Source organism: Parabacteroides massiliensis (genome assembly GCF_900155425.1).
In the GTDB taxonomy this organism is placed as follows: Bacteria; Bacteroidota; Bacteroidia; order Bacteroidales; family Tannerellaceae; genus Parabacteroides; species Parabacteroides massiliensis.
On the sequence record NZ_LT700189.1, the window covers coordinates 213168 to 226846 of the forward strand.

Consider the following 13679-nt stretch of genomic DNA (forward strand, 5'->3'; position numbering starts at 1 on the left):
ATATCAAAAAAGATGTTGGTTTCAGCCAAGACATGTATCATAAATTAAACAAAAAACATTAGTTATGTTGAAGAGAATTAAGCCTGTCAGCATGGTTTTGCTTGCGAGCGCGTTGTGTTTCTCCGGAAATATATACGCCGCTTCAAGTGCAGGTAATCCGGACACTGGCATTTTGAGGCAAAATGCAAAAGTAACGGGAGTCGTCGAGGACGCGTTAGGACCGGTTGCCGGTGCGTCTGTCGTTATAAAAGGAACCACCAACGGAACAATGACCGATATGGATGGCAACTTCACGCTGGACGGGGTAAAAGAGGGGGATATAATCCAAATATCCTTTATCGGTTACACCACCCAGGAAATCCCTTATACCGGGCAAGCCTCTTTGTCCGTGCATCTTGAAGAAGACACGCAGAAATTGGATGAAGTAGTCGTGACTGCTTTGGGCATGAAGCGTGATAAAAAAGCATTGGGCTACGCCATGCAGGAATTGAAGGGAGACGATTTGTTGTCTTCCCGCGAACCGAATTTGGCCAATTCGTTGTCCGGTAAAGTATCCGGTTTGCAGATTGTCCGCTCCAGCAACGGGGTGGGAGGGTCTTCGAAGATCGTGCTCCGCGGTAACAGTTCGCTGACCGGCAGTAACCAACCGTTGATCGTGGTGGACGGTACGCCGATGGATAACTTCACCGGTGGGGTGGATGATGTCTGGGGTAACTCAGGTGCGGATATGGGTAACGGCCTCTCTGATATCAACCCCGAAGACATCGAGTCGATGACAGTTCTGAAAGGCGCTTCGGCTGCCGCTCTTTACGGTTCGAGAGCCGGTAACGGCGTGATCCTGATCACGACCAAATCGGGACGTAAAAACGAAGGTCTGGGAATTACGGTAAACGCCGGCATCACGACCGAATCCATCTTCCTGAAACCGGATATGCAAAACAGTTTCGGACAAGGCTCGGTCGGGGTTTACGACAACCAGTCCCGTTTGAGCTGGGGACCGAAAGCAGAAGGACAGACGGTGACGGACTGGCTCGGACGTCAGGTTCCTCTCCGGACGTATGACAATATCGACGCCTTCTTCCACACTGGAACCTCTTTTAACGAAGGTGTCAGCTTCCAGCAGAATATCAACGGGACTTCTGTCTTTACTTCTATCAACCGTTCGGATGATGCCGGTATCACACCGGAGTCGAAGCTGAATAAGACGAACATCACGTTGCGTGCCACCACATTCCTCGATAAGGCGGAGAAATGGAAAGTGGATACCAAAGTGAACTATATCAATATGAATGCCCACAACCGCCCGATCCAGGGGGTGAACCCGTCGAATGCGTTCAATACGATCTACGGCCTGCCTCGTTCCCTGAATGTCAGGGATTTTAAGAACAGCGTGGACGAAGAAGGCAATATGATCTGGTGGGACGCTTCCAAGAACCCGCAGGAAAATCCCTACTGGGTGACCAAATATCGGCAGAACAACGATACTCGTAACCGCCTTTTGGGAAACGTATCGCTGAAGTATGCACCGACCGATTGGTTCGATATCGAACTGCGCGGCGGTACCGACTATTATACGACAACCAAAAACGAGAAAGTGTATGCCGGAGGCAATACCTCTCCACGCGGTCTGTATAGCGAAGGTTCCGAAACTTTCTACGAAAACAACTACAGCTTTCTGGCTACCGCACACAAAGACAATTTGCTGGATCGCCTGGGTGGTTTCGTGACGTTCGGTGGCAACCTGATGATGCAGCAAAGAACCAAGATGAACGCATCGGCCGGCGAATTGCTGGTCCCGAACCTTTTCTCCCTGAACAACGGTATCAATAAACCGTCCGTTACCTCCGAGCTGATCCGCCGGAAGATGAACTCCCTTTACGGATCGTTGCAACTGAACTGGGATGGTTATCTGTTCCTGGACGTGACAGCCCGTAACGACTGGTCGTCTACGATGTCCAAAGCCAACCGCTCTTATTTCTATCCTTCGGTCAGCCTCTCCGGAGTGATCTCGGATATGTTGCCTAAGATAGGCGGAAGTATGCCGGAATGGTTTTCCTTTGCAAAGGTGAGGGCTTCTTATGCAGAGGTCGGTAATGATCTCGACCCCTATCAGCTGTACAATAATTACACGGTGGGAAAAGATGAGAACGGGAACACGACGGCCGCTCCCGGTCAAATCCTGTTTGATTCGAGTGTACGAAGCGAGCTGATCAAATCATGGGAAGCCGGTTTCGACGTGCGTTTCATACAAAACCGCTTGGGGTTGGACTTCGCCTGGTATAAGACGAATGCTACCCGCCAGTTGCTGAACCTGCCGCTCGACCCCTTTGCCGGCTATAGTTCCCGTAAGGTGAACGCCGGCAATATCCAGAACGAAGGTTTGGAAATCTCACTGAACGGCGCTATCTTCCAGAGCAATGATCCGCAGGGTTTCAACTGGAATGCGACAGCTCAGTTCTCTTTGAACCGCAATAAGATCATCGACCTTTATCCGGGAGTGACGCTTTATGACATCAAGACTTTGGATGCGATCCAGATCGTCGCGGCTCAAGGCGGTTATTATGGCGATATCTACGGACAGACTTTCCTGCGCGTGACGGATAAAGAAAGTCCGCATTATGGAAAAGTGATCGTCGGCGAAGACGGCCTGCCGCTGATCTCGACCGAGAAGAGCAAGGTGGGCAACCAAAGTCCGGACTGGATGCTTGGATTGACGAACAGTTTCTCTTATAAAGGGTTTAACCTAAGTTTCCTGGTCGACTTCCGTATCGGTGGCGACATCTATTCGGCAACGGCTTCTAGCTTGCATGTTCGTGGTAACGCAGCCGGAACGGTTGTGGACGGTGAACGCCGGGAGTTTGTCGTGCCTAACACGGTCGTCCAAGAAGACGGAAGATATGTGGAAAACAAGGTCCCGGTCACTCCTCAAAACTATTGGGAACGGATCGGATCGACCGGCAATTACGGTTTGCCGGAGGTTTTCACATACGATGCGACCAATATTCGCCTGCGTAACATCACCTTGGGATATACGTTCAACAAAGCAATGCTGAAAAAGACACCGTTCCAGCGTCTGAACCTGTCTGCAACCTGCAACAACGTCTGGATGATCCATTACAACTTGCCGGGTATCGATCCCGAATCCGTTTCGGCAACCAACACGAATGCGACCGGTTTCGAAAACGGGGCTGCTCCGACAAGCCGTTCGTTCACGTTTAACGTAACGGTGGGGTTCTGAAAAATTGAAAATTAAAAATAGAGAATTAAAGATATGAATACGAAGAATAAAATATTGGCAGGGCTGTTTTCCATGGTGGCATTGTTTTCATCTTGTAACGATTTTCAGGAGATAAATGAAGATCCGAACCAGGTAGACGAAAGCAAGGTGAAGCCGGAATGGTTTCTGAACGCCTCGATTATCGGTGACCAAATGAATCCGGAGATAGCCGAACGTATGTTTATCCTGACCTGGAACAGGGCATCTCGTTTCAACCGGGGAAACGGTTTCACGATCGGTACGGATAATAATGACTATATCACGCGCTACCTGAGCAACGACTACGCCGTGAAATGGTTGAACCAGGCGACTAAAGCCGTTCAGTTGGGCGAAAAGAAAGTGGCGGATGGCGAAGCGGACCTCTATCCCTATTATAAGAATGTGATCCAGATGGCACGTATCTGGCGGGCTTACCTGAACTCGGAGGTCTCTGACGGGTTCGGCCCGATTCCGGCATTGGATGCTTTCTCCGGTGTTCCAGGCGAGTACGATAGCGTGGACGCCATCTATACCTTTATTCTGAAAGAACTGAAGGAAGCGGAGGCCGCGCTCGATCCGTCGATCGATATGTCTCCGATGTCGGCGGAAGATGCTTTCTATGCGGGAAATGTGAGCATGTGGAAGAAATATGCCAATTCCTTGCGTATGCGTCTGGCGATGCGTATCGTGAATGCCAATCCGAAGTTGGCCGAGAGCGAGTTTGAAGATGCCGCCTCCAAAGGATATATTTCTTCGCTCTCCGAACTTGCCGGTGTGCAGGAAAAGGACGGATGGAGCGATTTGACCAGTGTCATGTCCCGTACCTGGAATGCACAGGCGATGTCTGTTACATTCAAGAATCTCGTGGTCGGTTTGGGAAGCAATGAATTTCCGCTACCCGATTCGTTGAAAGCACACCTGAAGAACCCGCATACTTACATGGGCTTATACCTGGATAAGCATTTCCCGTTGACGACCAACGATCCGTGTGCCGGATTCTATTTCGACGGCATTCCGCAATATGTCGATCCGCGTGCACCGAAACTGTTTAGTGTGGTAGGATGGAACGATGGTGTGGTCTATTCCGACTATATCGGGGCTGCCGGTGAGGTGAAACCAGTCTCCCTGTTCGATCCGGATGATCACACGAAACCGATGCTGACAATCGACCCTAAATACACCTGGGGCACATGGGTGGCAGGCGAATGGGATGTGAAAGGCAGTCTGGCTACCGAGTTGACAGGGAAGAACTATAACTATCCGTCCATATCCAAGCAATACCGTATGAGTACCCGGAAACGTGTCTATTTCGGTCCTTGGGAAAGCTATTTCCTGCTGGCTGAAGCCGGTGTGCGCGGTTGGAATGTTCCGGGCTCTCCCAAGTCGAACTACGAAAACGGAGTGACTGCCAGTTTCGAATATCACGGTTTGTTGAGTGAAGTGGGAGCTTATCTGTCTTCTACCGAGTATAACCGGATCGGGACGTCCGTCAATTTCGACCATACGACGGAGGCGAAGCCCTATACCGTAAACTATGTCGATCCGTATACGAAAGAGAACAAGACGATGACTTATGCATATCCGAAGAATTCCATCTACCGTGGCGGTGCCTACAATAACGATGCGATGACGAAGATATTCACGCAGAAATATATAGCCCAAGTCCCCTGGTTGCCGGAAGAGGCTTGGAGCGACCATCGCCGTATCGGATTGCCTTTCTTCGAGAACCAGGCAGTCGAAAAAGACTACAACCCGTTGAACCAAGTTCCGCTGACGGTTGCCGCTTCAAAAGAATGCCGTCTTGAATTTTATCCGAAGCGTTACCGCTACCCGGCCAATATCCAGACGAACAATCTCGAAGGTTATAACAAAGCCCTCGAACTGCTGGGCGGACCGGATGTGGTAGAGACAGCCTTATGGTGGGGCCTGAAGTAATGGCATTACGCCATATCGGGTAAAACAAAAAAGGTTGACAGATGAATTCTTGATCGAATGTCTGTCAACCTTTTTATGTGAATAATGCAAACTGCTTATTGCATGCCTTCAGTCGTTACTTCCTTGTTGATCTTTTTCACCAATCCCTGAAGTACGGCTCCCGGACCCAGTTCGATGAAATGATCGGCGCCATCGGCGATCATGTTCTGAACGCTCTGTGTCCAACGAACCGGGGCGGTCAGTTGGGCGATCAGGTTTGCCTTGATTGTTTCGGGGCAGGTTTCGCCTTTCGTGCTTACGTTTTGGTAAACAGGGCAAGCCGGTTTGTGGATCGGAGTCGCTTCGATAGCGGCAGCCAGTTCTGCACGGGCCGGTTCCATCAGAGGAGAGTGGAATGCACCACCCACTTTCAGCTTCAATGCACGTTTTGCACCGGCAGCCAACATCTTTTCACATGCGGCATCGATACCCGGTACGGTACCGGAGATGACAAGCTGTCCCGGACAGTTGTAGTTTGCACATACAACGACTTCACCTTCGATGCTTCGGCAGATCTCTTCTACTTTTTCGTCCGGCAAGGCCAGAACGGCAGCCATAGTCGAGGGAGTGGCTTCGCAGGCTTTCTGCATTGCCATAGCACGTTTGGATACCAGGACAAGTCCGTCTTCGAAAGACAAAGCTCCGGCAGCAACAAGAGCGGAGAATTCTCCTAAAGAGTGTCCGGCCGTCATATCCGGTTTGAACTGGTCACCTAATGTTTTTGCAAGAATGACTGAGTGTAAGAAAATGGCAGGCTGTGTTACTTTTGTCTGACGCAGATCTTCGTCTGTTCCGGCGAACATCAGATCTGTGATGCGGAAACCGAGGACTTCGTTAGCCTTTTCAAACATCTCTTTTGCAAGGGAATTGTTTTCGTAAAGGTCTTTCCCCATTCCGACAAACTGTGCACCCTGACCGGGAAATACATACGCTTTCATTTTTTCTAATCTTTTTCTAATTTCAGTTTTTTAAGATGGCGCAAAGGTAATAAATTTAGAATAATTGGGGTACTATTCATTACAAATTGTATCTTTGCCCCATCGATAACAGGAATATTAACGACTAATTTATACAATATCATGGATCAATTATTATTTCTTGGAAATTTAGGTACAGGCGAAATTGTTATTATCGCCATTGTTGTGTTGTTGCTTTTCGGTGGTAAAAAAATACCTGAACTGATGAAAGGTATCGGTAAAGGTGTGAAGAACTTCAAAGACGGTGTAAAAGGATTAGAAGACGACATTAAGCTGGACGATACGGATAAGAAGTAAAAGATGGCAGAATTAGAACAAGAAGAAATGTCCTTCTGGGACCACCTGGAAGCACTTCGTTGGACTTTGTTCCGTTCTTTTTTAGCGCTCTTTGTTTTTGCTATAGGCAGTTTTGCCTTTATGCGGGGGGATAATGGTATATTCCACCGTGTGATAGAGGCGCCTTGTTCCTCTGATTTTATTTTTTACAGATGGCTTTGCGAGTTGAACCAGTGGTTGATTAATATCAGTCCGTGGTTTGATGTATTGCCGGACTTCTGTAATGATAATTTTCATGTGCAGATTTTTAATATCAAACTGGCTTCTCAGTTCTTTACTCACATGACCACCTCGTTTTGGTTGGCTCTTGTGCTTACATTTCCCTATCTGATGTGGGAAATCTGGAAATTTATCAGTCCGGCTTTGTATGAGAATGAGAAGAAAAATGTCAGATGGGTATTTCTCTTAGGAACGATCATGTTCTTTATCGGATGTGCTGTCGGATATTTTATGGTATTTCCAATGACACTGCGTTTTTTAGCAACGTATGAATTGAGCTCTAATATCATAGAACAGGTATCTTTGGATTCGTATATGGATAATTTCCTGATGCTGATCTTTGTGATGGGAATTGTCTTTGAAATGCCGTTGGTTTCGTGGCTGCTGTCGCAGATCGGTTTGTTGAAGCGTTCGTTCTTCCATAAGTACAGGCGGCATGCGATTGTCGGACTGCTTGTTGCGGCAGCCTTCATTACTCCCAGCAGCGATCCGTTCACATTAAGTATCGTGTTCTTCCCGTTGTACGGGCTGTTCGAACTGAGTGCCCTCTTTGTGAAGAAGGATCCGCCCGAAGAAGATGATGTTGATGACGAAGATGAAGATAGTACGGAAATAGCACCGGCCTAAAACTGCGGACATCGTAAAATAGTTATATAAGAGAAGGTGTGCCAAAATGGGGTACACCTTCTTTTTTTATGCACAAAGCTCCGACTTGCGAAAGTTGGGGCTTTGTTATTTTATAAGGTTTAGCATTCTGAAAGATCAGGCTTTTTGTCTCCAAGCCATTTTATCGGGTTGTTCAGGGAAAATACAGGCTGTACGCCTGTCAAATGGAGGAAAACGGAGGTGGAGTAATATGCTGTGTTATGGATGGGGAAAATAATCTGAACGACAAAAAATAGCTTAAACGACAAAGACAAAATATTCTAAACCACAAAGATGTGTGATTCTGACAATTGAGGCAATTTTTATAGGCAAGAATCGGGCTGAATTTAAATCTTTTAGCTTATTTTGCACTTGTCAGTTGATCGGTTGAGCCTGCGTCATTTCCAAAAAGAGTAAAACAGGGTTTTATGGGTGATTTTAACGTGTGTAAAAGAAAATGCTACCCAAATAACTTCAAATAAAGACAACTCTATTTCAAGCGGCAAATGAGTTCTACAGCTTGATTTGAGTAATACAAACAGTAGGACTCTCCTTTGAAATGTCATGAAAAAGATTCATTTACTTCATTACTTATTGTTGTGCTGTTTGGTTCTTTCGGTAGCTACATCGTGCGGTGATGACAAGGATGGTTACGACCCCGACAATGTAAATGATCCCGAGAAGCGAACAGATCCTTTGCCTACAACCGACCAGTTAAGCGTAAGACACAACAACACGCTTTATTACCTTTCGTCTTGGAGCGAAGACGACCATGTGGTATCCGAGAACATGATAAACCGTTACAAGGAGGCGGTTCCTTATGCTCCGGGGAAGAAGATGGAGGTTGGCGACGCGTTCTTCTTTACCCGGCAGGACATAGACCTGATTCAGTCGGATACCGATTTGCTGGCTGACATCAAGGATATGTTCCATAAGCGGAGCATCGTGATGATGATGGAGGGAGGAACGAACGAGGATTTTGATACCGTCTGCACGTTGCTGGATTGCTATAATCCTTATATGAAGGAAGATGAGTCTTATTCGGACGAACTGCCGCTGTGGGTGTTTTCCGGACCGCTTCCGTCGGCGAGCGGATTCTATTCCAAGCTCAATGCGCTCAGTACTGCTATCGGAGCTGATGGCAAAGAATCTGTACAGACGATTAATGAATACGGGCAGGGATTTCATTGTGACATGACAAGTCAAAGTTTACAAAGAGCCCTGGAACCGAAAGCTCCGTCAAACGGTTCGTCGGATTTGAAAAACTTGATATCCGCCTATATCGTTATCGGTCAAAATAGCTATACCGCACCTCCTGTTTATGGACATGAAGGTAAAGGGACAGCCGATAATTTTCAAGTAGAAGCTAAGATATGGACCGCTTATAGCAAAGATCGGAAAGAACATTTTTATTTGGTGAACCTGGGTTTTATAGCCTATGTAGAACCTTCTTTTTATGGAGAATGGCATTCCCAGGTCGGTTCTCTGAAAATGAAAGCGTATGGCTTTTGCCTGACTGACGTAAATTTGGAATTCGCTCCGGTTCACCCAAATGGTGCCATTATTCATGCACATTCCCCACAAACAACAGAACGCCAGAGCTCTTATACCAGCAATGTCTCTTTCGAGTTAGGAGGAAGTGTCAGTGTCACCGGATCAGAGATTTCAGGAGGAATAAGCATTTCCAATAGCCATACGGAAACAATAAATGATATTGAAGTTATCAATAGAAGTAATCCAAACCAAGGAAGCCCACAGCTTAGGTGGCAGTTTAATTTACGCGAACCTTCTTCACATTTTAATATGTTTTGTTACGCGTCAAGTGCTGTCAATGGAGGTGCTAAGGCCGGGATAACCACTTGTAGCTTGTCCACGGATTTTATTATTTCAGTACCTGATGGAGCTGCCAACGAATGGAAACTAAGTATGTATCCAACACTGAAAGCATATGTCTTTAGTGACCTTTTTGGATTACATGATCAATATGAAACGCTATTTGATGATGCGACAGAAAGCTGGATTGGCATCGAAAAAGTTTTTAACTTGCCGACTGTCGATCTGAAAGATGAATGATTTGTTACGTTGATATTAATAATTTCTAAAGTTATTGGATTATGAGAAAAACATTCTTGGTGATGAGCATAGTTCTCTCGTTTACATTTATGATGTCATGTTCGAATGACGATGAGGTTGTTGTGCCAAATGAGGTTCCCCAAGAGGTGGACACTCCGCCCATCGACTCGTTAAAGGTGAAGACCCTTCAGCCTCCTACCGGATAGGAAAATCAGCCTGAATTCGTACTGCCGGCATCATCCACAACTTTGGGATTATCACTGCGTGCCAACCTGCTGCGTTGGGCAACCCTCACGCCCGACCTTGGTATCGAGTGGCGCATCACCCCGTCATGGGGAATATCCGTGAACGGCTCGTGGACTTCGTGGTCGTGGAATGACAAGGACAGAAGATACGCCCTTTGGGAAGTGACACCCGAATTCCGCCATTATATAGGTAAGGAGAAGCGCGGCTACCTTGGTGTAATGTTCAAGACAGGGCAGTTCATTTACAAGTTTTCCACGACCGGAAAACAAGGCGACCTGACGGGCGGCGGCATTACGGGAGGGTATCAATTAAGACTGAACAAAGCCCTCTCCATGGACTTTTCCCTCGGATTGGGTTATGTCCACGCAGATGTCGAGAAATACAAAGTTATCGAGGATGTACGTGTCCGTCAGGGCGGCAAAACCAAACATTGGATCGGACCTGTGCAGGCAGGTGTAACATTAGTATGGAATGTCTTTTAATGAAAGGAGGATATGATGACAAGAACAATTTATAATGTAGTAATCGTGGTGGCAGTGTTCGCCCTCTCGCTCACCTCCTGCGTGAAAGACAAGCTTTTCAATACCCCGCATCCCGACAAGGGAGCAGTGGTCGTGACGGCTGACTTCTCGCGGCGCGGCGAATCCTGTCCCGCACCGCGGGAGTATACATTGGTTATCAGCAGCGAGAGCTGCACCGCCCCGGCAGGGCAACCTTATTGCCACCCGGTAAAGTTCCTTCCCGGCAACTACCCGCTGACCGCTTGCAACGTTTGCGACAAGATGACAGCCGAAGGCGAGAACATCCGGATAAATACCCTGTCGGCAAACATTATCGACGCGATGCCCGGATACCTGTTCACCGCGCGACAAGAAATCACTGTCACCCGCGACGACACCCTGCATGTTCGCCTCCCGATGGCGCAGCGTACCAGAGACCTGCATTTCGAACTGACCGTCACGGAGGGTGACCCAAAACTGATAGCAGGTATCACCGGACGACTGGACGGTGTGGCGAGCGTGTTCGACCTCGCCACACAACGTCCCCAAACAGAACGTTTTGCGGTGGAACCCACCTTCACCCGTAGTAGCGACAAGGTGACAGCCGATGCCCGTCTGTTGGGCGTGGCAGGTGACGGACTGACCCTTACGCTCGACCTCACTTTCACCGACGGACGCACACAGCGCATAGAAAGCGATTTGACCGAGCTGCTCGCGGGATTCAACGCCGATGACATGACCGTTCCGCTGACCGTCAAGGGAAACTACTCACACCAATCGGTGCGGGCTTCACGGTGACGATAACCGATTGGGAGGTCGGCGAAAAGGAGAACGTTGTAATCAATTAAGAATATAATAAACAAAAATCAATTAGACATGAGAAACAAGTATTTTTTGCTGGCGGCTGCACTCCTCGCATTCGCCTCGTGCGACAAGAATGAAACGACGTCTTCCATAGATCCGACAGACCCCGCAAAGCGTGTGGCGGTGCAGTTCACAGGATCGACGCTCGACATTGAACCTGCCCCCGAGACACGTGCCGTGAGTCCGTGGAAACAAACCGGTAAAATAGGCATCTATGCCTTTTATCAGACATCAGACGAAATTGCGGACGACTACGCCAACGTGCCTTATGCCTGTGACGGTTCGGGCAACACCTTCACTCCGGTCGACAAGACCATCTACTTTCCTGTAAACGGCTCCAGACTCCGTTTCATGGCGTACTTCCCCCATCAGAATTTGACAGGTCCGATATATAAGACCGGAACAACATACAAGGTAGACCTCACCACGCAGCCGAACCCCGACGGACAGGCAGCGGTCGAACTGCTTTGGACGGGCGGCATAACGGCATCTGCCAATAAGATGCAGCCAAACGTATCGCTGAACTTCAAGCGCCAGTACGCCCGAATCATGCTGACCGTGAAAAACGGCAATGGCATCACCGCCGATGACCTGAAGAAGATGACGGTTTCCATTACCGACATGCACCGGAAGGCTGACTTTAACCTCATGACTGGCAGGCTGACCCCGACCGACAATGCAGCCTCCCTGACGCTGAAGGACTACACGGCGGACGGCACGGGACGCACCGCCCTCGTACTGCCGACTACAGCTGATGCCGGCCGCACCATGGACTTCACACTCGGCACAGACACCTTCCGCTGGCCGATTGGCGGCAAGGCTTTCGAGGCGGGCAAGTCCTATACCTATACAGTTACGGTAAACCGTACGCCGTTGGGACTCACCGCCACCGTCACCGAGTGGGAAGAGGGAGCAGGCGACAACGGAATAGCCGAATAAACAATAATGTCAACAATAGAACATCTACGAAAATGAACAAAATAACATTATGCTTGCTGGCAGCCCTTATATTGGCCGCCTGCTCGAAAGAGGAGGCGCCTGGTCTCGACATGCGGCAGGAACTGCGCCTGACGAGCGGCATCGAGGCCGTGACGCGCGGCGACGTGCAGAACACGCAGATAGTAGCCAATGAAAAGGTGTGGGCATGGGTGTCCGATGCCCACAAGGGCACGGCACTCTACAATGCAGAGCAGCTGACCGTCGGTACCAACGGCGAACTCACGGGCACCACGGAGATGTACTTCCCACAGACAGGCACCGCGGTGCTGATACGCGCCCTGCACGGTACGCTCTCCTCGCCGGCAAATATCGTGGCGGGCACCACTGCCTTCCCCACCGCCTTCGGTTTCACGGTAGCTGCTAACCAGAGTGCCGGAGGTGCTGCCTATGTGCAATCCGACCTCTTATATGCAGCACAGGAGGCTGCTAAGACGAAAAGTGCCGTGCAGCTCAAGTTCTACCACATGCTTTCGAAGTTAGAACTGAACATCACCAAGGATGCAACCGTGACGGACGACATCAATAACATTACGCTCGACGGCGTGGCGGTGGACGGCACATTCACTCCGGGGGCAACGGCGGACATCACGCGGCAGGCGGTGCGTTCGGCTATGGTCAAAACAGGTAATCAAACAGGGACAATGACCCTCGGCAAGGCACTGGCAGGGAGCAACGATGCCATTGTAGTCCCGCAGGATATGGGAAGCAAGAAGTTGACTTTCACCCTCGCCAGCGGTGGCGAGCTGTACTACACCTTTCCCGAAGGCAAGGCTTTCGAGAGCGGTAAGAAGCACATCTATAACGTGAAGCTGACCCTCACAGGTATCAAGGTTGAGAGTTCAATCGAGCCGTGGGACACATCGGAGGGGGCGACCGGAGGGGAAACAACGCTTTCGCCGGCTGCAAGAATCGGTGACTACTTCTATTCGGACGGTACTTTCTCTACAGACCTCGACCCCGACAAGACGGTAATCGGTATCATCTTCCAGACCAACCCGAAACGCATCGGACAGTCGGAGAAAGATGCGTTGGCAGCCAAAGGTGTCAGAGATCCGCACGGGCTGGTGATGTCCATAAAGTTTGCCGCCAAGGAAGTCAAGTGGAGCAACTCTTATCAGGATACAGCCTTGGATAATTGCCTGACATTTGCCGACAGCTACAAGGATATCAGTGGTCTGAAGAATACGACAACGCTCGGTACGGGAGATGAATTCCCCGCATTCAAGGTGATTGCTGATTTCAATGGTGTCAACCCCGTGCCGTCTAATGCTACGCAGTGGTTCTTGCCTTCCGCAGGCCAGTTGTGGGATCTGATAGAGGTTCTCGGGAAAGTGACCACGTTGGCAGCACAACGCACGAACACCGGTGACTTCTGGCAAAGCAAAGATGATTACTGCTTCGGCAACCTGAACAGCCGGTTAAAAAACGTACCTACAGCCGAAGAGTTTTTGGCTCCTGCCTATCTTTGGTCATCCTCGGAATCCGACGAATATAAAGCTTGGTGGTGGGGTGTGACTTCAAACAGTGTAAGCAGCCGCGCTCCGGGTAAGATGGAAACGGCAGACGTGCGGCCTATCCTGGCTTTTTAAA

General features: G+C 49.2%; 11 protein-coding genes and 2 pseudogenes. 11 read left to right on the top strand and 2 right to left on the bottom strand.

From position 1 onward, the window contains the following. Positions 1-64 precede the first annotated feature (64 nt). Positions 65-3238 carry a SusC/RagA family TonB-linked outer membrane protein gene (locus tag BQ9893_RS00930; RefSeq protein ID WP_075964322.1) on the top strand — a complete coding sequence of 1058 codons (3174 nt, stop codon included), beginning with the start codon at positions 65-67 and terminating at the stop codon, positions 3236-3238. A 33-nt stretch (positions 3239-3271) separates the two neighbouring features. Further along, positions 3272-5191 carry a SusD/RagB family nutrient-binding outer membrane lipoprotein gene (locus BQ9893_RS00935; protein WP_075964323.1) on the top strand — a complete coding sequence of 640 codons (1920 nt, stop codon included), beginning with the start codon at positions 3272-3274 and terminating at the stop codon, positions 5189-5191. A gap of 95 nt (positions 5192-5286) precedes the next feature. Here BQ9893_RS00935 and fabD read toward each other — a convergent pair whose 3' ends face one another. Next, positions 5287-6168 carry an ACP S-malonyltransferase gene (gene fabD / locus BQ9893_RS00940; RefSeq protein WP_075964324.1) on the bottom strand — a complete coding sequence of 294 codons (882 nt, stop codon included), beginning with the start codon at positions 6166-6168 and terminating at the stop codon, positions 5287-5289. Between the two features lie 141 nt (positions 6169-6309). Here fabD and BQ9893_RS00945 point away from each other — a divergent pair, with 141 nt between their 5' ends. From BQ9893_RS00945 to BQ9893_RS00970, 6 genes and pseudogenes are all read left to right on the top strand, one after another. Beyond that, positions 6310-6504 (top strand): Sec-independent protein translocase subunit TatA/TatB, encoded by a 195-nt coding sequence (locus BQ9893_RS00945; protein WP_075964325.1) that lies wholly within the window; start codon positions 6310-6312, stop codon positions 6502-6504. 3 nt (positions 6505-6507) lie between these two features. Beyond that, positions 6508-7389 (top strand): twin-arginine translocase subunit TatC, encoded by an 882-nt coding sequence (gene tatC / locus BQ9893_RS00950; protein WP_075964326.1) that lies wholly within the window; start codon positions 6508-6510, stop codon positions 7387-7389. 126 nt (positions 7390-7515) lie between these two features. Then, positions 7516-7617 (top strand): annotated as a pseudogene (locus BQ9893_RS00955) (AraC family transcriptional regulator); the annotation flags it as partial. A gap of 354 nt (positions 7618-7971) precedes the next feature. Beyond that, positions 7972-9480, top strand: a complete 1509-nt coding sequence (locus BQ9893_RS00960) for a hypothetical protein (protein WP_244155025.1) — start codon at positions 7972-7974, stop codon at positions 9478-9480. A gap of 41 nt (positions 9481-9521) precedes the next feature. After that, positions 9522-9686 (top strand): hypothetical protein, encoded by a 165-nt coding sequence (locus tag BQ9893_RS21545; RefSeq protein ID WP_167369819.1) that lies wholly within the window; start codon positions 9522-9524, stop codon positions 9684-9686. A 33-nt stretch (positions 9687-9719) separates the two neighbouring features. Beyond that, positions 9720-10208, top strand: a pseudogene (locus tag BQ9893_RS00970) (DUF3575 domain-containing protein); the annotation flags it as partial. A gap of 29 nt (positions 10209-10237) precedes the next feature. Here BQ9893_RS00970 and BQ9893_RS21945 read toward each other — a convergent pair. After that, entirely contained in the window at positions 10238-10423 is a 186-nt protein-coding gene (locus BQ9893_RS21945) for a hypothetical protein (RefSeq protein ID WP_244155086.1), read from the bottom strand. Between the two features lie 85 nt (positions 10424-10508). On the opposite strand from BQ9893_RS21945, the gene BQ9893_RS21950 reads away from it, so the two are divergent. The 3 genes from BQ9893_RS21950 to BQ9893_RS00985 all read left to right on the top strand — a co-directional run bounded on the left by BQ9893_RS21950 (position 10509) and on the right by BQ9893_RS00985 (position 13678). Then, a complete protein-coding gene (locus tag BQ9893_RS21950; RefSeq protein ID WP_262497373.1) occupies positions 10509-11024 on the top strand; it encodes a FimB/Mfa2 family fimbrial subunit in 516 nt (171 codons plus the stop codon). A gap of 78 nt (positions 11025-11102) precedes the next feature. After that, positions 11103-12029 carry a fimbrillin family protein gene (locus tag BQ9893_RS00980; RefSeq protein ID WP_075964327.1) on the top strand — a complete coding sequence of 309 codons (927 nt, stop codon included), beginning with the start codon at positions 11103-11105 and terminating at the stop codon, positions 12027-12029. A gap of 32 nt (positions 12030-12061) precedes the next feature. Next, the gene (locus BQ9893_RS00985) at positions 12062-13678 is read left to right on the top strand and encodes a fimbrillin family protein (protein WP_075964328.1); all 1617 of its coding nucleotides are present in this window, start codon (positions 12062-12064) and stop codon (positions 13676-13678) included. Position 13679: the final 1 nt, after the last annotated feature.